The following is a 22529-nucleotide window of genomic DNA, read 5'->3' as shown; positions in this document are numbered from 1 at the left end:
TCAGCCCGCCGGGGCCGGCGCCTCTGGCGGCTTCCTGTCGAAGACGGCGACGTAGAGCGTCGGCAGGAAGACCAGCGTCAGCAAGGTGGCGACCATCAGCCCGCCCATGATGGCGAAGGCCATCGGGCCCCAGAACACCGTGGGCGCGATCGGGATCAGGCCGAGCACGGTCGAGACCGCGGTCAGCAGCATCGGGCGCAGGCGCGAGGAGGCGGCGGTGACCACGGCGTCCCGGACGTTCTTGCCTTCGGCGCGGTCGGTGTCGATCTGGATGATCAGGATGATGGCGTTCTTCGCGATCATGCCGAGCAGCGACAGGATGCCGAGGATGGCGACGAAGCCGAGCGGCCGGTTGAACACCAGCAGCGCCAGCACCACGCCGATGATGCCGAGCGGCAGCAAGGCCAGCACCAGCCCGAGCCGCCGGAAGGACTTGAGCTGGAACATCAGCAGCGTGAGCATGATGAGTAGCATCATCGGCACCACGGCGATGACCGAGGCCTGGCTGTCGGCGCTTTCCTCAGCGATGCCGCCGAGGTCGACGCGATAGGGACGCGCCAGCGTGGCGTTCAGCGCGTCGATGCGCGGTTGCAGTGCGGCGACCACGGTATCCGGCAGCACGCCCTGATTGACGTCGGCGCGCACGGTCAGCGTCGGCACGCGGTCACGCCGCCAGATCAGCGGGAATTCCTGTGCATAGCCGAAGGTGGCGAGCTGCGTCAGCGCCACGGTGCGCCCGCCCGGCAGCGAGATCTGCAGGGAGCGCAGTGTGTCGAGCGACAGGCGCTCATCGGCGGTGGCGCGGGCAACGACGTCGATCAGGTAGATGTCGTCGCGCAGCTGGGTGACGGTGGAGCCGGTGAGCGAGGCGTTGATCGCCGCCGATACCTGGGCGGAGGACAGGCCAAGGCGTCGCGCCTCATCCTGGTCCACCTGCACGCGAAGCTGGCGGGCGGGTTCCATCCAGTCGAAGTGGACGTGGCGGGTGCCGGGCGTGTCCGCGAGCAGCTTGGCGACGTCCTGGGCGATTTCGCGCACGCGTTCGACGTCCGGTCCGTTCACCCGGTATTGCAGCGGCCAGCCGACCGGCGGGCCGAGTTCGAGCGGATAGACGCGCGAGACGGCGGCGGGGAATTCCTCCGCCAGCAGGGTTTCGAGGCGCCGATGCAGGCGCTCGCGGCCCGGCAGGTCCTTGGCGACCACGACCGCCTGGGAGAAGAAGGGCAGCGCCAGCTGCACATTGAGCGGCAGGTAGAAGCGGATCGCGCCACGGCCGACATAGGTGGACCAACGCTCGACATCCGGGTCGGCGGCCAGCGCGGCATCGAGGCGCCTGGCTGCCTCCTCGCTGGCGAAGATGGAGGCGTTCTGCGGCAATGATACCTCGACCAGCAATTCGGTGCGGTCGGAGGAGGGGAAGAACTGCCGCGGCACGAACTGCATGGCGAAGATCGCGACGCCGAACATGACGATCGTGAAGCCGATGGTGATCCACTTCGCACGCATCGCCATGGTCAGGAAGCGCGTGTAGGCGCGCAGGATGGCGCCTGGCTTGTCTGGTTCCGCCTGCGGCTTCGGCGCCTTGAGGATCGCCATGCCGAGCAGCGGTGCGAAGATCACCGCGACGAACCAGGACACGATCAGCGCGATGCCGACGACGGCGAAGATCGAGAAGGTGTATTCGCCGGCCGAGGAACGAGCGAAGCCGATCGGCACGAAGCCGGCGATGGTGACCAGCGTGCCGGTCAGCATGGAGGAGGCCAGGGAGGAATAGGCGAAGGTCGCCGCCTTGGGCTTGCTGTCGCCGGCGGCGAGACGGCGGATCATGGCGTCGATCGTCGTCATCGCGTCATCGACCAGCAACGTCAGGGCGATGATCAGCGCGCCGAGCGAGATGCGCTGGAGGTCGATGCCGAAGACCGACATCAGCGGGAAGACGATGGCGAGCGTCAGCGGGATGGACAGTGCCACCACCGAGCCGGCGCGCATGCCCAGGGCGACGAAGGACGCCGCCATGATGATCAGGATCGCTTGCCACAGGCTTTCGGTGAAGTCGCCGATCGCCTCATCGACCGTCACCGCCTGGTCGGCGACCAGGATGGGTTCGATGCCGATGGGCAGGCCTGCGCGGATCTCGTCCATCGCCGCCTTGATGTTGCGGCCGAGGGCGAGGATGTCGCCCGAGTCACGCATCGCGACGGCGAGGCCGATCGCTGGCTGGCCATTGACGCGGAACATCGGCTGCGGCGGGTCGGCGGTACCGCGGCGCACCTCGGCGATGTCGCCGAGGCGGAAGATGCGGTCCCCCACGATGAAATTGACGTTGCGGATGTCCTGTTCGTTCTCGAAGGCGCCGGAGACGCGCACCGCCAGGCGTTCCTGCCCGGTCTCGACCAGACCGGCCGGTCGCACCAGGTTCTGGGCCTGCAGGGCGGCGATCAGCGCGCCGCGATTGATGCCGAGGCCCGCCAGACGTTCGGTCGAGAACTCGATGTAGATGCGCTCATCCTGCGCGCCGAGGATCTCGACCTTCGAGACATCGGGCACCAGCAGCAGGCGTGATCGCGCTGCCTCGACGTAGTCGCGCAATTCGCGCTGGGAGAAGCCGTCGGCGGTGAAGCCGTAGATGATGCCGAAGGTGTCGCCGAAATCATCGTTGAAGAAGGGACCGACGACGCCCTGCGGCAGGGTGTGGCGCATGTCGGCGACGCGCCGGCGCACCTGGTACCACATGTCCGGCACCACGGCGGGCGGCGTCGCACCCTTCAGGTCGACGAAGATCGTCGTCTGGCCGGGCACGGTGTAGGAGCGCAGCCGTTCGAGATTCGGCGTCTCCTGCAGCGTGCGCTCCAGCCGTTCGGTCACCTGCTGGAGGGTTTCCTCGATCGTCGCCCCCGGCCAGACGGCGGAGACGATCATGGTGCGGAAGGTGAAGGCGGGGTCCTCGTTGCGGCCGAGCTTGAAGAAGACGAAGCCGCCGGCGAGCAGCGCGACGATCATGAAATAGATAACGAGCGAGCGCCGTCCGATCGCCCATTCCGACAGATTGGGCCCGATCATCGCGCGCCGCCGAGCAGACGCACCTTCTGGCCGGGCCGCAAGGCTTGCACGCCCGCCGTCACGACGATCTCACCATTCTCGAGCCCCGAGCCGATGACGACATGGCCGGGGTCGTGGCGCACCAGTTCGACGGTGCGCAGGGCGACCGTCTCGCTGCGCGGGTCGACCACCCAGACCGCTGGTTGGTGGTCGGCTCGCGTCAGCGCCGAGGCGGGAATCGAGAAGCCCGCGCTGGAGCCCAGCGTCAGCCGGCCGGTTACCGTCGAGCCGAGGCGCATCGCCGGGGGCGGATCGGCCAGGCCGACGCGCACCTGGAAGGTGCCGGTCACCGCGTCGGCGCGCGGTGCCACTTCGCGCACGCGCCCCGTGGTATGGACCGAGGTGTCCGTGGTCAGCACGATGTCGATGACGGGATTGGCCGGGGCCTGATCCTTGAGCGTGGCCGGCACGTCGAAGACGGCGTCGCGGCCTTCGTCACGCGCCACCTGCACGATCATGCGGCCGGGCTGCACCACCTCGCCGGGTTCGGCGCCGCGGGCGGTGACGCGGCCATTCACGTCGCTGACCAGTTCGGTGTAGCCGAGCCGCGTTTCGGCAAGACCGACCTGCGCCTCGGCGGCATCCACGGCCGATTGCGCCGTCTGGCGCGCCTGCGCCGCCTGGTCGTAGCGGACCCGGGTGGTCCAGCCATCGCGCAGCAATTCGGATTGGCGCCAGTAGTTGTTGGCGGCCTCGGTGAACTGGGCGCGGGCGGCGGCGAGCTGGGCGCGGGCCGCACGCAGGCCGTTTTCCTCATTCTCGGGATTGAGCCGCGCGACGATCTGGCCGGCATGCACCACGTCGCCGACATTGACCATGCGTTCGACCATCCGGCCGTCGATGCGGAAGGCGAGGTTCACCTCGGTCTCCGCCTGGACCGTGCCGGTCAGGGAGACGACCGCGCCGCCCGCCTGGCGCTCGACGGAGACGACACGGACCGGGCGGATTTCCGCCTGCGGGGCGGGCGTGCCGCCGTCGCAGCCGGCGACCAGCAGGGGCAGCAGCGCGACAAGCATGCCCCGGGCCGGCAACCGGAGCGATGAGAGCCTGAGCGGGCGAGGCGGCATGGCGGTATCCGAAAACTGTTGGCGGGAGACATGCGTCGAGCCGAAACGTGGAGCAGGCCGGACAGGATTGGAACCTGGAGCGGCAGTGTGCCCCGGATTGCCGATCCATGCATCGCGAAGGTTGCCGCGCGCGTGGCCACCTGGCGGCGCCGGCGCTGTGGCGACATGCGGTCGCGCCGGCTCCCGCAAGGCGGTACGGGTCGTCGTCGTTGCGGCCATGGTCACCCGGTCGGCAGGTCGAGCCTGATTCGGACCTGATCTAGTTCGGTTGCCGCACCCCGTCATTGGCCGCCCATCCCTGCCCTGCACCATGCGTCCCAGGCCGACGGCCGGCCGCCGGTGGCGAACGGAAGCGGTCCGGAAGGGACGCTGAGCACAGCTTCGGCATCGGTACCATCTTGTTGTCGCGGGAAGGCCACTCGTACCGTCATTGTATCGGAAAATGGGAGGAGAACGGCGGCTGATGGTGATCGGGGCGACAACTTTGCGCGAACGACATTGCCCGCATGCCGTGATGCGCGGCGGCCGACGCCTGGCGTTGATCGGCGCCTTTGGTATCTCGGTCTGCTCAGCGCCCGCCGCGGCACAGGTGTCGGCCAGCGACGCCGCCACGATTGCCGAGCTTCGCCGTCAGCTGGATGAGATGCGCCATCGGCTGGAACAGCTCGAAGCGCGCGCCGCGACGGCCGCGCGGCCGGTGGCCAGCCCGGCGCCGGCTCGCAGCGCGTCGGCCAGGGCCGCGGCGTCCGCGCCGGCAGCGACGACAGCGCAAGCCGAAGCCCGCGCCGCCGCCGCCGAAGCCCGGGCCGCGGCGGCCGAGGCTCGGGCGGCGCAACAGGCGCTCGCCGCCACCCCGGCGGCCGCATCGGCGCTCACCGCCAGCGTGCCGGGACTTGATCCGCCCGATCCGATGGGCCGCGACTTCGCGACCGAGGAGGCCTTGCGATCCGACCTGCCGGGGGTCGCCTTCCGGGTGCCGGGGACGGAGACACAGGTCCGCCTGTATGGCTTCGCGAAGCTGACCGGCTACTACGATCTCGGCCCACGCAACCAGACCGATGCGCCGCCACCGCAGACCATCCCGCTGAGCGACAGCCCGGCGGACCAGCAGGGCGGCGATTTCGCGATGACCGCGCGGTTCAGCCGTTTCGGCATCGACACGCGCTCGCTGACCGGCTGGGGTACGCTGGAGACGCGGCTCGAGGGCGATTTCGGCGGTGGTGCGGCGGGCAGCAGCAATGCCGTGTTCCGGTTGCGCCAGGCTTGGGGCGAGCTCGGCGACGAGCGGTTCCGCGTCCTGGCCGGCCAGGCCAACAGCCTGTGGAACGAGGGCGTCTTCGAGACGCTGATCGATGCCACCAACCTCAACCAATCCTTCGTGCGCCAGGCGCAGATCCGGCTAACCGCGCGGCTGGCCGAGGGGCTGACCGGCATGGTCTCGCTGGAGGCGCCGGAGACGACCTACACCTCGGCGGCCGGCGTGTTCACGCCGACGACGAATCTGCAGGGCGGCGCGAGCCCGGCCTTCAGTTCGGTGCCCGATCTGCTGGCGCGGCTGGCCTGGCGGCAGGATGGGGTGGAGGTCGGGTTGCGCGGGTTGTTGCGGCAGATCGAGATCCGCACCGCCGGTACGGCGGCGACGCCGACTGTCTCGGATACCACGCCGGCCTGGGGGTTCGCCGGCATGGTGCGGCTGCCGATGCGGCTGGCATCCGAGGCGTTCGGGCAGGATGACCTCGCGATCATGGCTTTCTACGGCCAGGGCATCGGGCGGTATTTCGCCGGCCAGACCTCGGGGCAGGATGCGCTGACCAATCTGGGGCTGCCGGGGGTCGATTCCCCCAGCCTCGACGCCATCGAATCCTATGGGGCGACGGTCGCCTATCGGCGCTTCTGGACGACACAGGTGCGCAGCAACTTCGCCTATTCCTATGCGCGCAACGACTATCCGTCCTACGCGCTGGGCTTCGCGCCGGGGTCGGCCTCGGCCACTTCGCTGAACCGTGACTACCAGCAGGTCTTCGCCAATCTGATCTGGAGCCCATTTGCCGAGGTCCGCAACGGCACCTTCGGCAGTGGCTGGCTCGACCTGGGGGTCGAATACCTGTTCACCCGGCGCGACCTGTATGGCGGGGCGAGCGCGGCCGGGTCGGCCGGCGCCGGCCATGGCATTGCGAACCGCGTCCTGTTCGCTGCGATTGCGCGCTTCTGATGAGCGGGACCGGCAGTCAAGGCGCGACGTATACGAGGGATGTCAAGCCCTTGGGACCTTGGCCGGGCCCGGACGCCCACGGAGCGCCGCGGGCTCAGCCGCAACGCGTCGGCGGCGCGGGCACCACGCCTCGCCAGCCGGACGTGTTGCTTCGCGCGGTACGATCACTGACCTCATACCCCCGGACATGCCATGAATGACCTGGACGCCGTCCTTGCCCGCATCGATGCGAATGCCGATGCGGCGCTTGATCGCCTCTTCGCGGTGCTGCGCATCAAGTCGATCTCGACCGATCCTGCCTATGCCGCCGAGTGCAAGACTTGCGCGGATTGGCATGCGGCGGATCTCGCCTCGATCGGCTTCACCGCCGAGGCCCGCACCACACCGGGTCACCCGATCGTGGTCGCGCATGACCGCAGCGCGACCGGGCCCTCGGCGCTGTTCTACGGGCATTATGACGTGCAGCCGGTCGACCCGCTGGCATTGTGGGAGCACGACCCCTTCGAGCCGCGCATCGAGACGCGTGCGGATGGCAGCAAGGTGATCCGCGGGCGCGGCGCCTCGGATGACAAGGGCCAGGTGATGACCTTCATCGAGGCGTGTCGCGCCTGGAAGGACGTGACCGGCAGCCTGCCCATCCCGGTGACCGTTCTGCTGGAGGGCGAGGAGGAATCGGGCGGCGTGAACCTGCCGCCCTTCCTGAAGGACAACGCCGCCGAGCTGAAGGCCGATATCGGCCTGATCTGCGACACCAACATGTGGGACGCGGCCACGCCCGCCATCCAGACCATGTTGCGCGGATTGTGCGGGGAGGAGATCATCATCACCGCCGCGGATCGCGACCTGCACTCGGGCTTCTATGGCTCGGCGGCGGCGAACCCGAACCATGTGCTGGCGCGCATCATCGCCGATCTGCGCGACGCCAATGGGCGCGTCACCCTGCCCGGCTTCTATGACGGCGTGCCGGAACTGCCCGAGGCGCTGAAGCAGCAATGGGACAGCCTGAATTTCGACGCGGGCGCCTTCCTGGGTGCGATCGGCCTGTCGGTGCCGGCCGGCGAGAAGGGCCGCTCGGTGCTGGAGATGACCTGGTCGCGCCCGACCTGCGAAGTGAACGGCATGGGCGGCGGGTATCAGGGTGCCGGGTTCAAGACGGTGATCCCGTCGGTGGCCTCGGCCAAGATCTCCTTCCGGTTGGTGTTCGACCAGGACCCGCACAAGGTCCGCGCCGCCTTCCGCGATTTCGTCCGCGCCCGCATCCCGGCCGACTGCAAGGTTGAGTTCATCGAGCACGGGTCGGGCAGCGCCATCCGCTTCCCGATCGAGGACGCCGCCTTCACCAAGTCACGCGACGCGCTGACCGCCGAATGGGGCAAGCCGGCGGTCTTCATCGGTGGCGGCGGGTCGATCCCGGTGACCGCCGAATTGAAGAAGGCACTTGGGATGGATGTGATGCTGACAGGCTTCGCGCTGGAGGATGACCGCATCCACAGCCCGAACGAGAAATACAACCTGCATTCCTTCCGCAAGGGCATGCGGTCCTGGGCGCGCATCCTGCACGCCTTGGCGCAGTGAGGCATCAGCCATGACCGTCATCGCCGAACCGTCGAAGACCGCGATGCAGAAGGTACTGGACGCGGTGGAGCGCGTGGGCAACCGCGTGCCGCATCCGGTGATGATCTTCGTCTATCTGATCGGCATCGTCATCGTGCTCTCGGCGGTGCTGGGGGCACTGGGGGCACATGTCACCTACCAGGCCTACAACCCCGTCACGCACGAGATCGAGACGGCCAGCACCGCTGCGCGCAGCCTGCTGACGGTCGACGGCATCCGGTTCATGTTCACCGGCCTCGTGCAGAACTTCATGAACTTCAACGCGGTCGGCGTGATCATCGTCGCCATGGTCGGCGTCGGCGTCGCCGAGGAAGCCGGGTTGGTCAAGGCGCTGATCCGCAAGCTGGTCGTCATCGCGCCGCCCAAGGCGCTGACCTATATCCTGGTGTTCGTCGGCATCCTCTCCTCCATCGCGGCCGATGCGGGCTACCTGGTGTTGATCCCGCTGGCGGCGGCGGCCTTCATCAGTGTCGGGCGGCACCCGCTGGCGGGGCTGGCGGCGGCCTTCGCGGCGGTGGCCTCGGCCTTCCTGGTCAATGTGCTGATCGTGCCGGTCGATGGCATCCTGACCGAGATCACCAATGACGCGATCCGGTTGGTGAACCCGAACCGGTCGATCGACCTGGCTGCCAATGTCTGGTTCTCGATGGGTTCGGTGGTGCTGCTGACCATCCTGATCAGCGTCATCACCGAGCGGGTCATCGAACCGCGCCTCGGCCCCTATACCGGCGACTACCAGGTGCCGGGGGAGACCGGGCTGTCGGATGAGGAGCATCGCGGGCTGCGCTATGCGCTGTTCGGCATGCTCGCGGTCTTCGCCTTTCTCGCCCTGCTGACGCTGCCGCCGGGGGCGCCGCTGCGCAATCCGGAGACCGGGGCGATCATCGGCGCCTCGCCCTTCATGAACAGCCTGATCGTGTCGATCGCGCTGATCTTCCTGGTCTGCGGCGCGGCCTATGGCATCGGCGCAGGGACGATGAAGGGGTCGAATGACGTCATCGGCGCTATGCAGAAGGCCATTGCCGGGCTGGCGGGGCTGATCCTGCTGTTGCTGGTGATCAGCCAGTTCATTGCCTATTTCAACTACACGAACATGGCGACGCTCGCCGCCGTTTCGCTTGCGCGCATCCTGCAGCAGATGAACCTCGATGCGCTGTGGCTGCTGGTCGGCTTCGTGGTGGTGGTCTTCGTGCTCGACCTGATCATCACGGCCGCCATCGCCAAATGGGCGATCTTCGCGCCGATCTTCGTGCCGCTGCTGATGCAGCTCGGCATCGAGCCGGAGGCGGTGCTGGCGGCCTATCGCGTCGGGGACAGCCCGATGAATTCGATCACGCCGCTCAACGCCTATTTCGCGATGATCGTGACCTTCGCCATCAAGTACCAGAAGGATGCCGGCGTCGGCACGGTCATCGCGCTGATGCTGCCCTATGTGCTGGTGATTTCGGTGGTCTGGACGGCCTTCCTGGCGGGATGGCATCTGCTCGCCCTGCCTTGGGGCCTGTAATGGCGGGCGGCGGCGCGCCCGGCCCCGCCCACACCCCGCCGCCACGCGCCAGGGGCGACGCGGGCGCGGCGATCGTGCATAAGCGACGAGCCTCGCCGGGCGCCCGTGCCCCCGCACCGGCCCGACGGCGGGGAATGTTGGGGGTGGAGTGGCGGTTTGACGAGACGTCGCCTGATCGTTGCATGGACTGCGATGGCCGCGCTTGGCGTGGCCGCGCCTGCTCATGCACAACGCAACCGGCCGGACCCCAACCCCGACGCCTCGGTCGAGATCGAGCAGGTGCGCGTCGGTGTGCTGGCGGTTGGCGCCTCGATCGGCGGCGGCCGGTTGCATTTCCGCGGCGAGGAGCATCGTTTCACCGTGCGCGGAATCGAATTCGGCAGCGTGGGCGTCGCCTCACTCTCGGCGCGCGGGGAGGTGTTCGGTCTACGCCGATTGCAGGATTTCGCCGGCCGCTACACCGAGGAAGTCACCTCGCGCCAGCGTGTCGAGGGGCAGACCGGCCCGGAGACGCGCTGGTTGCGCAATGCCGCCGGCGTGGAGTTGCGGCTGCGCACGGACCGCAGCGGCGGGCAGTTCCGCTTCAACGATGCCGGGGTGACCATCGAATTGCGCTGAGCGGCCGGCGTCGATGATCGACGGCTTCCTCATCGCCAAGCTGATCTCGCTGTGGTTGTTCGGCTTCTCGACGATGCTGAGCATCATCAACCCGTTCGGCATTGCCTTTGTCTTCCACGACATGACGCGCTGGCTGACGCAGCGCGAGCGTGCGCGGCTGGCACGGCAGATCGGCATCAATTCCTTCATCGTGCTGATCGTGGCGATGTTCCTCGGCTCGCGTGTGCTGTCCTTCTTCGGCATCTCGCTGGAGGCGCTGCGCATCGGGGGCGGGCTGGCCGTCGCCGCCGCGGGCTGGACCATGCTGCGCGCGGAGCCGACAAGCACGGCGGCGCCCACCGCGATGGACACGGCGCCGATCGAGCGCATGGCCTTCTTCCCGCTGACCCTGCCGCTGACCACCGGGCCGGGTTCCATCGCCGCGGCGATCGCCCTTGGCGCCGAACGATCCGGTGGGTCCCAGGACGTCCTGCTGGTCAGTGCCCTTTCCGCGCTGATGGTAGCCGCCTCGGTGGCCGCCTGCGTCTGGCTCGCCTATGCCTATGCCGAAGCCATCGCCCGGCGCATCGGCACACAGGGCACGCTGATCGCGACCAAGCTGACCGCCTTCCTGCTGCTGTGCATCGGCGTGCAGATCATCCTGACCGGGGCATCCGATGCGCTCCGCCCACTCCTCGCGGGGCGCAGCTGACGATGCCGCATCCGATGGTGCAGACATGACCACGCAACTCCTCCTCGTGCTCGGCCTGCTTGGCGCGGCGATCGCCATGTTCATCATGAACAGGCCGCGCATGGATGCCGTCGGGCTGCTGATGATGGTGCTGCTGCCTTTCACCGGCGTGCTGACCATCAATGAAGCGATCGCGGGCTTCGCCGACCCGTCCATCGTGCTGCTCGCCGCGCTGTTCGTCGTCGGCGAGGGCCTGGTGCGCACCGGCACGGCGCAGCGCCTCGGCGACATGCTGAACGCCAGGGCGGGCAACAGCGAGACCCGGATGCTGGTGCTGCTGATGATCACCGGCGCGGGGCTCGGCGCCTTCATGAGCTCGACGGCCGTCGTGGCAATCTTCATTCCCGTCGTGCTGCGCATCTGCCAGAACAATGGCGCGGCGCCGAGCCAGCTGATGATGCCGCTCTCCGTCTCGGCGCTGATCAGCGGCATGATGACCTTGGTGGCGACGGCGCCGAACCTGGTGGTCAGCGCGGAACTCGTTCGCCAGGGGCATGCCGGCTTCAACTTCTTTGCCTTCACGCCCTTCGGCGTGCCGATCCTGGTGCTGGCCATCGGCTATATGCTGTTCGCGCGCCGCCTTCTGCCGGACCGCCGTCCGCCCGGTACCGACAGCCACCGCGCGCCAAGCCTGCGCGACTGGGTGACGGCCTATGGCCTCAAGGACCGCGCCTTCCGCGTGCGCATCGGTGCTGACTCGCCACTGGTCGGTCAGCGCCTTGATCGGCTGTCGCTGCGCAAAGAAGGCGTGAACATCCTCGCCATCGAACGGCAGCGCCGCTTCGCCACCGATGTCATCCGCCCGAGCGCGACGACCGAACTGGGCTCCGGTGACGTGCTGCTGCTGGATGTGCGCGTCGCGCCCGAGCGCATGGAAGCGCTGCGGCAGGAATTCCGCGTCGCTGCCCTGCCACTGGTTGATGGCGACTATTTCCTCGATCGCTCGCAGGAGATCGGGATGATTGAGGCGATAGTCCCTCCCGACTCTCCCCTGGTGGGCACGACCGTGTTGGAGGCCCGCATCCGCGCAGAACACCGCCTGACGGTCATCGGCCTGCGTCATCGGCAGGAGGTCGTGGGCCTGGAGCTGCTGGAGGAGAAGCTCAAGGCTGGTGATACGCTGCTGCTGACGGGGTTCTGGTCGGATATCCGTAAATTGCAGGCAGATCATCGCCTGTTGGTTGTGCTGAACCTGCCGGCGGAACACGCCGATCTGCTGCCGGCAGCCGGACGCGTGCCGCAGGCCGTGGCGATCCTGGCGCTGACGGTCGGGCTGATGATCAGCGGCTGGGTCTCCAACGTCCATGCGGCGCTGATCGGCTGCCTGCTGATGGGCCTCGCGCGATGCGTCGATCTCGACAGCGCGTATCGCTCCATCTCCTGGAAGACGCTGGTGCTGATCGTGGGCATGTTGCCGTTCTCGATCGCGCTGCAGCGCACTGGCGGTGTGGACCTCGCCGCCGATGCCGTCCTGTCATTGGCCGGGGCGGCATCGCCGCGCGTGTTGCTGGGGGTGATCTTCGTCATTACGGCATTGCTGGGGCTTTTCATCTCGAACACGGCAACGGCGGTGTTGATGGCGCCGGTGGCGCTCGCCGTCGCCAAGGATGTCGGGTCGTCGCCCTACCCCTTCGCAATGATCGTGGCGCTGGCGGCGTCGGCGGCCTTCATGACGCCGGTATCGTCGCCGGTGAACACGCTGGTGGTTGGGCCAGGCAACTACAGCTTCAGCGACTTCATCAAGATCGGCGTTCCCTTCACCGTCGTCGCGATGCTCGTCTGCGTGCTGTTGGTTCCGATCATCCTGCCGCCATAGGCACAGCTGTGACCTGATGGTGGCACCCCGCGGACCCGCTTCCACTGCGGCGGGGACTGCGGCACATTTACCCCATAAACCCAGGTGGGGACGCCCGGATGCGCGAATTCGACGAGGCCAGCCTGACGGATGCCGTGGTGAAGCGATTCGGTGAAACGCCGGATCCGCGCCTGCGGCAAGTGATGCAGAGTTTGGTTCGCCACCTGCATGCCTTCATCCGCGACGTGGAGCCGAGCTTCGAGGAATGGCAGGCGGCGATCACCTTCCTGACGCGCACGGGCCACAAGTGCGACGATGTCAGGCAGGAGTTCATCCTGCTGTCCGACACGCTCGGCGTCTCGATGCTCGTCGACGCCATCAACCACCGCGTTGCCGGCGGCGCGACGCCGACGACGGTGCTCGGGCCGTTCTATGTCGACAATCCGCCAGAACTGCCGCTCGGGACCGAACTCGCCACGACTGCCAGCGGCGACCGCCTGCATGTATCGGGACGAGTGACCTCGGCCAACGGGGCGCCGCTGGCCAATGCCGTCGTGGATGTCTGGCAATCGGATGCGGAGGGTTTCTACGATGTGCAACGTCCGACCGGCGAAGCGCCGGAACTGCGCGCGCGCTTCCGTACCGATGCCGAAGGGCGCTACCATTTCTGGACGGTGACGCCCGCCGCCTATCCGGTGCCGACCGATGGCCCGGTCGGCGAGATGCTCAAGGCGACAGGCCGCCACCCGATGCGCCCGGCGCATGTGCATTTCATGATCGCGGCCCCGGGCTACGAAACGCTGGTGACGCATGTATTCGCCGATGGCGACCCGTACTTGGACAGCGACGCGGTGTTCGGGGTGAAGGAGGCGCTGGTACGGCCCTTCGTGCTCCGGCCGCCAGGCCCGGCGCCGGAAGGCCGCACCATGGCCGAACCCTGGCGGCAATTTACTTATGACTTCGCGTTGGCTCGCGCCGCCGGCTGATCAGCGCACCAGCGCCGTTGCCAATTCGGGCACCAGCGCGATCACCACAAGAGCGAGGCCCATCACAGCGACATAGGGCAGCGAGCCGGCGAAGACCGTCTCGATGCTGATGCGTGGGTCTGCCAGCGTCGCCTTCACGGTGAACACCGAGATGCCGAAGGGCGGCGTCAGCAGCCCCATCTCGACGGCGATGATGACAACAATGCCGAAATGGATCAGGTCGAAACCCATCGCCTGCGCGATGGGCGTGCCGATCGGCACCATGATCAGCAGGATCGAGGTGCTGTCGAGGATCATGCCCATCAGCAGCACGATCGCGACGAAGGACGCGAGAAATCCATAGGGGCCGAGGCCGAGATGCTCGACCATATCGCCTATCGCCTGCGGAATGCCGGCCATCGAGAGCATGCGCGAGTAGAGGCCGGCGGCGATCAGCAGGAAGAGGATGGAGGCCGAGACGAGGCCGGTTTCCTTCAGCACGCGCCAGAAGCGCGCCCAGCCGAGTTGCCGACGCATCAGCGCGATGACGAGCGCGCCTGCGGCACCGACGGCGCCCGCCTCCGTCGGCGTGAAGAAGCCACCGTAGAGTCCACCCAGGATCAACACGACCAGGGCCATGATCGGCACGGCCTTCGTGATCATTTCGCTGACCGGCATCACGCGTTCGCTGATCGCCTGTGCCGCGGCCGCGTCGTCATAGATCCAACGGGGGAAGAAGGTTGCCGCCACGAAGATCGTCACGGCGAAGCCGAGGGCGATGATGACGCCGGGGATGATGCCGGCGATGAACATCCGCCCGATCGAGACCTCCGCCAGCACGCCATAGACGATCATCAACAGCGAGGGCGGGATGAGCATGCCGAGGATGGACGAGCCCGCGACGGTGCCGGTTGCGAAGCGCGCTGTATAGCCGTGGCGCGTCATCTCGGGCACCGCGACCTTGGTGAAGACGGCGGCCGAGGCGATGGACACGCCCGTCACCGCGGCGAAGACCGCATTGGCACCGACGGTTGCCATGCCGAGGCCGCCGCGCACGCGCCGCGTCAGCACCTGCGCCACCTCGAAGGTGTCCTTGCCGACATTCGAGATGCTGACGAGCAGCCCCATCAGCACGAAGAGCGGAATGGTGGCGAACAGGTAGTCCTGGATGCCAGAATAGGTCGCCATCGCGGTAAAGCGGAAGGCGAGTGCCGGATTGTCGCGAATCAGCCAGACGCCGACGGCGGCCGAGGAGATCAGCGTGATGCCGATCGGCAGGCCGAGCAGGATCAGCCCCACCATGGCGCCGATCAGTGTGAAGCCGAGGGTGATATCATCCATGAAGGTCAGGCCACCCTTCCGGTAATCAACTGCCGCGCCTCGACCAACACGAGCATGGCATAGGCGAGCGCGCCCGTGGCACCGCCGAGCACGATCAACGCGCGGATCGGCCAGGTCGGGATGGTGAAGACGCCCTGCACGCCGAAGAACTCGTGCAGATCGATAGAGTTCCACAGGCCCGGCCAGCCCGCCTGCGCGACGAAGGCCATGGTCACGGCGCCGGTCAGCATGAAGAGCGCCTCCAGCAACCGACCAAGACCGGGCAGGCGGCGGGTGATGTGGTTGATCAGGAAATCGGCCCGCGTCATGCGACGATGGTAGATGGTCGCGCCGAGTTGCAGGAAGATGATGCCGACGACGGAATGCGCGGCAATCTCCGACACGCCGGTGATCGGCGCATTGAGGAAGGACCGCCCGATCACGTCGGCGCAGATCAGCAGCATCAGCGCGAAGGTCCAGATGGTGCCGATGGCGGCGAGGCCATCGAGCAGCATCCGAACCGGGTCAAATCCTTGCGGTGGCGCGTCGGCGTCGAGCGCCACCATGTCCACGTCATCGGTCATAGCGGCGCCCTCCCGCGGTCTTCAGACTTCCTGGTCCCAGTTGCGGCCCGGGGTCTGACCCGCGGCGCGGATCGCGGCGAAATAAGCACGCAGCACATCGGGCGCTGCCGGGCCGGAACTGTCGACCCAGGTCTTGGCGATGTTGGGCAGGCCGCTGATCCAGCGCGCACGGTCGGCCGCCGGCAGCGTGGAGATCACCGCGCCCTTCGATACCATCTCGCGTTCCGCGGCGGCGATGCGCTGGGAGACGTCCTCGATGTGGCGCTGCGTCGTGGTCTTGCCCGCCGTCACCATTGCCTGGCGCACCGGTTCCGGCCAACGGCTGTAGCGCTGGCGGTTGGCCGCGATGCCGCCGACATACATCGCACCGATATCCACCTTGGTGATGTACTTCGCGACTTCATAGACGCGCGTTGGCAGGATGCCTACGAAGAAGGACAGGGCGCCTTCCGACACGCCGGTCTGGATGTCGGTGTAGTAGGTGGTCAGTGCGCCATCGACCGGCGTCGCGCCGGTGCCCTGCAGCCAGTTGGCCGAGGTGCCCGGCGCGGAGATCTTCCGGTTGCGCAGGTCGGCCACCGAATTCACCGGAAAATTCGTCCACAGGTGGTAGCTGTCGGTGATGTAGGAGGTGAAGGGGATCATATTGAGCCCTTCCCAGTTCTGTCGGATGGCGGGGACAGTCTCGTTCATCCGTTCGAAGGTGTTCGCCACAAGGCCGTGGTCGCCGGTGGCGAAGGGCGTGAAATAGGTTACGTTCTGAAGCGGCATGGTGCTGCCTTCCCAGAGCGTGCCGACGTAGCCGATGTCGGTGATATTGTCGCGCACCGCCTCCATCGTGTCCTGGAAGCGGTAGAGTGTGCCGCCATAGGCTTCACGCCAATTGATCTTGTGCGTGTTGCCATTGTCGCGGAGCAGCTTGTCCACCTCCGGCTGGAACACGTTCTTCATCATGGCGACCCAAAACACCGCAACCGGGTGGCTGGAGGCGATGGTGATATTCAGCGTCGACTGCGCCTGCGCGCGGATCGAGAAAAGCGGCAGCGCGGAGGCACCAACCAGCAGGCTGCGGCGAGGTGTGATCATGTTGTTGTTCCTCCCAGGGATTCTATTCAGATCGCATCCAGCGCACGCAGAATGCGTGCCGGGGTGAAAGGCTGTTCCGTCACCACCGCGCCGAGCGGGCGCAGCGCGTCGTTGATCGCATTCATCAGCGCGCCCGGCGCGCCGGCCGTGCCAGCCTCGCCGGCCCCCTTGGCACCAAGCAGGCTTTCCTTGGTCGGCGTCTCGACGTGGCCGACATGGATCTCGGGCATCTCGGCCGCCATCGGCACCAGGTAGTCGGCCATGGTGGTGGTCAGCAGATTGCCCTGCTCGTCATAGACGCAGTGTTCGTAGAGCGCGCCGCCGAGCCCCTGCACGATGCCGCCACGGACCTGTTCATCCACCAGCATCGGGTTGATCACGCGACCGCAATCCTCGACGCACCAATGTTCGAGCACCTTCACCATGCCGGTCGCGGTATCCACCTCGACCCAGCAGGCCTGGATGCCGTTGGTGAAGGCGAAGGGGTATTCCTTGGTGATGTAGTGGCGCGTCTGGACGAATTCGCGCGGCAGGTCCTTGGGCAGCGTGTCGCCGCGGAAATAGACGACGCGGCCAATCTCGGCGAGGCTGATGCGGGGCGTGCCCGTCGTCTTGTCCACCACCTCGCCAAGCATGATGTCGAGCGTGGCTGGGCTCGCCTGCAGCATGGTGCCGGCGACGTGCAGGATCTGGTCCTTCAGCGCGATGGCCGATTGCAGCGCGGCCTCGCCGCCGATGCCGGCGCCGCGGCAGGCCCAGGTGCCGCCGCCATAAGGGGTGTTCTGCGTGTCGCCGGTGACGACGCGCACCTTGTTGACTGCGACGCCGACGCCGTGGGCGACGATCTGGGCGAGGATGGTCTCCGTCCCCTGCCCCTGCTCCGTCACGCCGGAGGCGACGACGACCGAGCCATCCGGGTCCATGCGCACCGTGGCGCCATCCTGCGCCGAGATGCGCGCGCCGCCGATGCCGTACATGAAGGGCGAGGGGTTGGTCAGCTCGATGAAGGCAGCGAAGCCCAGGCCGCGGTAGACGCCCTTGTGGCGCTTCGCGGTCTGGTCGGCGCGGATGCGGTCGACCGGCACCAACTCCAACAGCTTCGCGAGCGAGGCGTGATGCGACAGCCCCTCAAAACGCATGCCGGCCGGGGAGGTGTAGGGGTAGGCGTCGTCGCGCAACATATTGCGCCGGCGCATTTCGATCGGGTCCATGCCGATCGCATGCGCCGCCATGTCCACCAACCCTTCGGTCACCGCCGTGGCGATCGGGTGGCCGACCGCACGGTATTGGCAGGTCGGCACCTTGTTCTGCAGCACAACCGTGGTGCTGCAGCGGTAATTCGCGAAATCGTAGGGGCCGCCGCAAAGGTTGACGACCTGGTTGCCCTCGACCGCGCTGGTGCGCGGATAGACAGAATAGGGGCCGATCCCTGTCAGGTCGTCGATGTCGAATGCGAGGATCTTGCCCTGTGCATCCACGCCGATGCGTCCGGTGATGACGTGGTCGCGCGCATGGATGTCCGAGCCGAAGCTTTCGAAGCGGTCGGCGATGAACTTCACCGGTCGGCCGAGAATGCGCGAGATGGCAGCGACCGCGACTTCATCGGGATAGACATGCACCTTGATGCCGAAGGACCCGCCGACATCCTTGCAGATGACGCGCACCCTGCCCTCCTCCAGGTGCAGCTGCGTGGCGAGGACGCTCTGGATCATGTGCGGCGCCTGGGTGGCGAGATGCACGGTCAGCGTGTCATCGGCCCGGCTGAAATCGGCGATGATCGAGCGTGGTTCGAGTGTCACGCCGGTATGCCGCGCGCTGACGAAACGCGCCTCCACCACCTTATGCGCCGAGGCGAAGGCCGCCTCGACATCGCCCTGCACGGCGGTGCGCTGAAAGGCCAGGTTGTCGCCGAGTTCGGGATGGATCACCACCGCGCCTGGGGCCAGTGCGGTCGCCATATCCGTCTGCGCCGGCAAGGGGTCGAAGGTCACCTCCAGCGCGGCGACGCCGTCCTCGGCGGCCGCACGGCTGTCGGCGACGACGGCGACCAGCGCTTCGCCCTGCCAGGTCGCGCGATCGAGCGGCAGCGCGTATTGCGGCGCCGACTTCATGCCCTTCAGATGCGCCAGCACGGCGACCCACGGGTCGCAGACCTTGGCGATGTCTGCACCGGTGAAGACGCGCACAACGCCCGGCACCAGCATCGCCGCCGCGCTGTCGATGGAGAGGATGCGCGCATGCGCATGCGGGCTGCGATAGAAGGCCGCGTGCAGCATGCGCGGCAGCACCACGTCATCGGTGTAGGTCGCGCGGCCCTGCACCAGCTTGGGCAGGTTGGGCCGCGGCACCGAGCGGCCGATATAGGAATTCGGCAAATCCTCGCGCGAGAGGCCGAGACTGTCCGCGGTCCGGATCTCGTTCATCGCCTGTCCTCCCGTCGCGTCGCCAGCGTCTGCTCCACCGCGTCAACGATCGCCTGGTAGCCCGTGCAGCGACAGTAATTGCCGGAGAGATGCTCGCGGATCTCCTCCCGCGTCGCGGTGGGATGATGGCGCAGGATGTCGGCCGCCGCCATCACCATCCCGGGGGAACAGAAGCCGCATTGCGCAGCGTTGCAGGCGACGAAAGCATCCTGCAGATCGGCAACCTCGGCACTGTCGGTCAGGCCCTCGATCGTCGTCACCTCGGCACCATCGAGGCTTGCAGCCAGCACCAGGCAACCGCGGACGATCTCGCCATCCACCCGCACCGTGCAGGCGCCGCACACGCCATGCTCGCAGCCGGCATGCGAGCCGGTCAGGCCAAGGTCGAGCCGCAGGAAGTCGATCAGGTGCCGCCGCGCCTCGACGCTGCGCGACACGCGTTCCCCATTCACCATCAGGGTGATGTCGATGCGCGCACTCATTCCGCGACCTCCGAGGCCCGCAGGAGGGGTGACAAGGCGCGGAACGTAAGCACGCGCGCCAGATGGCGTTTCATCTCAGGCGGCCCGTGCATGTCGGCCGGTGGGTCGAGGTCCTCCGCCAGCGCGGCTTGTGCCGCGGCAATGGCGGCGGAATCCAGCACCCATCCATCCAATGCCGCGCCGGCACGCGCCGCCAGCACGGGGCCGCTGCCAACGCCAAAGAAGACGAGCCGAGGCGAGGTTACCCGCCCCTCGGCATTGAGAGACAAGCGCGCTGCCAGCCCCGCCATCGCATAATCGCCAGAGCGCCGCGCTACTTCGATGATCCTGCTGCGCGTCGTCGGTTGCGTGCCGGGGATTTCCACCGCGGCGATGATCTCGTCCGGCGCCAACGCGGTCTGCAGCAGGCCGGTGAAGAAGGCCTCGGCCGGGACCCGACGCTCCCCGCGCGGCGACACCGCGACGATGGTCGCACCAAGCGCCACGACACAGGCCGGCAGTTCCGCCGCCGGGTCGGCATAGGCCAGGCTACCGCCGATCGTGCCGCGATTGCGAATGGCGGGATGGGCGATCAGCGGCGCCGCCTCGGCCAGCAGCGGGGCGTGCTGCGCCACCAACGGATCGCGCCCCAGCTCGGCATGACGCGTCAGCGCGCCGATGCGCAGGACACCGTCCTGGACGGCGATTCCGCGCAGTGCCGCGATGCGCGTGATGTCCAGCAGGATCTTCGGGTCAGACAGCCGGAAGGCGAGTGTCGCGAGCAGCGTCTGGCCGCCGGCGAGCAGCTGCGCCGCGGCGCCGTGCTCGGCCTGGAGGCGCCACAGCTCGTCGAGGCTTGTCGCCCGCGCATAACCTATTGCCGGCCATTTCATCCGGAACGTCTCCCTGACGAAGCCTTCGAGCGGCGCCGTCGCTTGTTGATCGTTTGATCACCGAAGCCCATGATCGTGTCAAGCACGGTGATCGAAGGAAGGCTCGGCTTGGACGGAATCGCGCCACCAAAGCGGCGTCGCCTCGGCCCGGAGGCGCGGCGGGAGCAGATCCTGTGTGCCGCCGTCGCCTGGTTCGCTGAGGTCGGCTTCGCCGGCACGACCCGCGACCTGGCGCGCCGTGCCGGCGTGACGCAGGCGCTGCTCTACAAGTATTTCGCGAGCAAGGCGGAACTGACGGAAGCGGTGTTCGAGCGCATCTATCTCGGCCGCCTTGACCCGCGATGGCTCAAGGAACTGCGCGATCGTCGCGTGCCGCTGGCCGAGCGCATCTGCCGATTCTACCAGCAGTATACGGCGGCGATCTTCACCTATGAATGGATGCGCATCTTCATGTGGGCCGGGCTCGCGGGCGATGCGCTGAACCAGCGCTACCTCGGCCATGTGGGCGACAAGCTGCTCGCGCCCATGGCCGATGAGATCGCAGCGGCGCTGGGCGGGCATCGCCCGGCCATGGAGGATATGTGGAACCTCCATGGCGGCATCGTCTATATCGGCATCCGCCGCTTCATCTATCGCCTGCCCACGCCCGACGACCATCACCCGGTCATCGAGTCCGCGGTGGCGCGCTTTCTAGGCGGCTGTGCGGCCGCTTCGTGACGTTCGGCGGGCCACCGACAGCTGCGCACGGCACGCCGCCACCGGTGATGCCCGGGCACCCTGCGCGAGATGCCGTCGCGGCGGCGTATCGCCGTCAGGTCAGGAAGGCCCCGCCATTCACATGGATGGTCTGGCCGGTCACGTAGCCGCCCTCCGGGCCCGCCAGCAGGCGCACCACATCGGCAATCTCCTGCACGCTTGCCTTGCGGCGTTGCGGGATGCCCTGGTCGCGGCCGAGGGTCTGCGGCATCGCGCCGGCACTCGCCCCGCGCGTCGTGTCCACCGCGCCGGGTGCCACGCAATTGGCGCGGATGCCCTGTGGGCCGAGTTCCACCGCCAGCGCGCGCATCAGCCCCTCCAGCCCGGATTTGGACGCTGAGACATGCGCCCGGTTCGGCGTGCCGACATGCGTCGAGATGCCCGACAGCGCGACGATCGAGCCGCCGCCGCGCGCGATCATCTGCGGTGCGAAGGCGCGGGCAAGGATGAAGGCGCCGTCCAGCGCGACGGACAGGATTTCGCGCCACTCGGCCAACGACATGTCGAGGAATGAGGTCTGCCGCCGCAGTCCGGCATTGCAGACCAGGATGTCGATGCCGCTATGCCGGCGGACGATCTCGGCTGCCATGGCCACCACCGCGTCCTCCTGCGAGACATCGGCGAGCAGCGCGCTCGCCTGGCCGCCCGCCGCGCGGATCTCGTCGGCCACAGCCTCGATCGCCGCGGCGTCGGCGCGGCCGTTGACGACCACCGTCGCGCCGTCGCGCGCCAACGTCAGCGCGATGGCGCGCCCGATATTCTTGCCCGCGCCTGTCACCAGCGCGACCTTGCCTGCGAGTGTTCCGGCCATGCGTTCCTCCTGCGTCTGCCTGCGCGATACCACGCGGCGGGCTGAGGCGGCAGGCGGGGGCCGGCAATCGGCCAGGGTCGTCGCGTCGAGCCGCGCCAGGAACGCCTCGCGCGCCTGCCACAACATGCCCTTCAGCCGGCAATCGGGGGAGAGGCAGCAGGCGCCGCCATCGGGGCGAAAGCAGCCGACCAGGGCCTGGCCGGCCTCGAAGCGGCGCACCACCGCGCCGAGGCTGAGCGTCGCCGGCGCCATGGCCAGCGCGACACCGCCGCCGGCGCCGGCGCCGGGTCCGCACCAAGCCAGCCTCGGCAAGGTCCTGGATGATCTTCTGGACGTGGTTGCGCGGTACGCCGACCGCCTGGGCGAGGTTCTCGGTGCTGCGCCGTCGGTCGGGTTCGGCGCCGAGGCGCATCAGCATACGCAGGTCGATATCGGTGGCGGCGAGAAGGCGCAGGATCGTGGTTTCGCTGAATTGGTATTGACCACACCACAATTGCCGGGATACGGAACCGCCACCGGAGAATCCATGATGCAGCCGAGCGAGCCGATCCCCGAAGGCCCCGAACGACGCGCCGCCCTGACCGCCGA

Annotated in this window: 17 protein-coding genes and 1 pseudogene; 8 read left to right on the top strand and 10 right to left on the bottom strand. The window is 67.7% G+C overall.

Translation table 11 applies throughout. The features are described from left to right. Positions 1–3060, bottom strand: coding sequence for an efflux RND transporter permease subunit (locus tag IEY36_RS09915; RefSeq protein ID WP_188966888.1), 3060 nt, complete (start codon positions 3058–3060; stop codon positions 1–3). Next, positions 3057–4115, bottom strand: coding sequence for an efflux RND transporter periplasmic adaptor subunit (locus IEY36_RS09910; RefSeq protein ID WP_188966887.1), 1059 nt, complete (start codon positions 4113–4115; stop codon positions 3057–3059). The genes IEY36_RS09915 and IEY36_RS09910 overlap by 4 nt, the downstream gene beginning before the upstream one ends. A 514-nt stretch (positions 4116–4629) precedes the next feature. Here IEY36_RS09910 and IEY36_RS09905 point away from each other — a divergent pair. The 7 genes from IEY36_RS09905 (at position 4630) to IEY36_RS09875 (ending at position 13628) form a co-directional block, all read left to right on the top strand. After that, on the top strand, positions 4630–6378 hold the full coding sequence (locus tag IEY36_RS09905; protein WP_229681232.1) for a porin: 1749 nt from the start codon (positions 4630–4632) through the stop codon (positions 6376–6378). A gap of 192 nt (positions 6379–6570) precedes the next feature. Then, positions 6571–7953 carry a M20/M25/M40 family metallo-hydrolase gene (locus IEY36_RS09900; protein WP_188966885.1) on the top strand — a complete coding sequence of 461 codons (1383 nt, stop codon included), beginning with the start codon at positions 6571–6573 and terminating at the stop codon, positions 7951–7953. 10 nt (positions 7954–7963) lie between these two features. Then, positions 7964–9499: an AbgT family transporter gene (locus tag IEY36_RS09895; protein WP_188966884.1), complete on the top strand. Its 1536-nt coding sequence runs from the start codon at positions 7964–7966 to the stop codon at positions 9497–9499. Between the two features lie 192 nt (positions 9500–9691). Next, entirely contained in the window at positions 9692–10117 is a 426-nt protein-coding gene (locus IEY36_RS09890) for a hypothetical protein (RefSeq protein WP_188966883.1), read from the top strand. A gap of 13 nt (positions 10118–10130) precedes the next feature. Then, positions 10131–10808, top strand: coding sequence for a MarC family protein (locus tag IEY36_RS09885; protein ID WP_188966882.1), 678 nt, complete (start codon positions 10131–10133; stop codon positions 10806–10808). A 25-nt stretch (positions 10809–10833) separates the two neighbouring features. Then, positions 10834–12663: an SLC13 family permease gene (locus tag IEY36_RS09880; RefSeq protein WP_188966881.1), complete on the top strand. Its 1830-nt coding sequence runs from the start codon at positions 10834–10836 to the stop codon at positions 12661–12663. Between the two features lie 98 nt (positions 12664–12761). Further along, the gene (locus IEY36_RS09875; RefSeq protein WP_188966880.1) at positions 12762–13628 is read left to right on the top strand and encodes an intradiol ring-cleavage dioxygenase; all 867 of its coding nucleotides are present in this window, start codon (positions 12762–12764) and stop codon (positions 13626–13628) included. Here the strand turns inward: IEY36_RS09875 and IEY36_RS09870 are convergent, their stop codons facing one another. From IEY36_RS09870 to IEY36_RS09845, 6 genes are read right to left on the bottom strand one after another with little or no spacing between them, the layout of a single operon-like run. After that, positions 13629–14948 (bottom strand): TRAP transporter large permease, encoded by a 1320-nt coding sequence (locus IEY36_RS09870; RefSeq protein ID WP_188966879.1) that lies wholly within the window; start codon positions 14946–14948, stop codon positions 13629–13631. A gap of 5 nt (positions 14949–14953) precedes the next feature. Then, a complete protein-coding gene (locus IEY36_RS09865) occupies positions 14954–15511 on the bottom strand; it encodes a TRAP transporter small permease subunit (protein ID WP_188966878.1) in 558 nt (185 codons plus the stop codon). Between the two features lie 21 nt (positions 15512–15532). Then, positions 15533–16597: a C4-dicarboxylate TRAP transporter substrate-binding protein gene (locus IEY36_RS09860; protein WP_188966877.1), complete on the bottom strand. Its 1065-nt coding sequence runs from the start codon at positions 16595–16597 to the stop codon at positions 15533–15535. A gap of 26 nt (positions 16598–16623) precedes the next feature. Continuing rightward, positions 16624–19020, bottom strand: coding sequence for a xanthine dehydrogenase family protein molybdopterin-binding subunit (locus IEY36_RS09855; RefSeq protein ID WP_188966876.1), 2397 nt, complete (start codon positions 19018–19020; stop codon positions 16624–16626). Next, complete coding sequence (locus IEY36_RS09850) at positions 19017–19502, bottom strand: (2Fe-2S)-binding protein (RefSeq protein ID WP_188966875.1); 486 nt, start codon at positions 19500–19502, stop codon at positions 19017–19019. The genes IEY36_RS09855 and IEY36_RS09850 overlap by 4 nt, the downstream gene beginning before the upstream one ends. Then, entirely contained in the window at positions 19499–20374 is an 876-nt protein-coding gene (locus IEY36_RS09845) for an FAD binding domain-containing protein (protein WP_188966874.1), read from the bottom strand. Before IEY36_RS09845 ends, IEY36_RS09850 begins: the two co-directional genes overlap by 4 nt. 108 nt (positions 20375–20482) lie before the next feature. Between IEY36_RS09845 and IEY36_RS09840 the strand changes: the two genes are divergently transcribed. Beyond that, positions 20483–21091 carry a TetR/AcrR family transcriptional regulator gene (locus IEY36_RS09840; protein WP_229681231.1) on the top strand — a complete coding sequence of 203 codons (609 nt, stop codon included), beginning with the start codon at positions 20483–20485 and terminating at the stop codon, positions 21089–21091. 94 nt (positions 21092–21185) lie between these two features. On the opposite strand, the gene IEY36_RS09835 is transcribed toward IEY36_RS09840, so the two are convergent. Continuing rightward, on the bottom strand, positions 21186–22253 hold the full coding sequence (locus tag IEY36_RS09835) for an SDR family oxidoreductase (RefSeq protein WP_268238116.1): 1068 nt from the start codon (positions 22251–22253) through the stop codon (positions 21186–21188). A gap of 31 nt (positions 22254–22284) precedes the next feature. After that, positions 22285–22353: pseudogene (locus IEY36_RS31315) on the bottom strand (hypothetical protein); the annotation flags it as partial. Positions 22354–22529 lie beyond the last annotated feature (176 nt).

The organism is Neoroseomonas lacus (assembly GCF_014644535.1).
Taxonomy (GTDB): Bacteria; Pseudomonadota; Alphaproteobacteria; order Acetobacterales; family Acetobacteraceae; genus Neoroseomonas; species Neoroseomonas lacus.
This window is presented reverse-complemented; position numbering and strand designations above follow the sequence as displayed.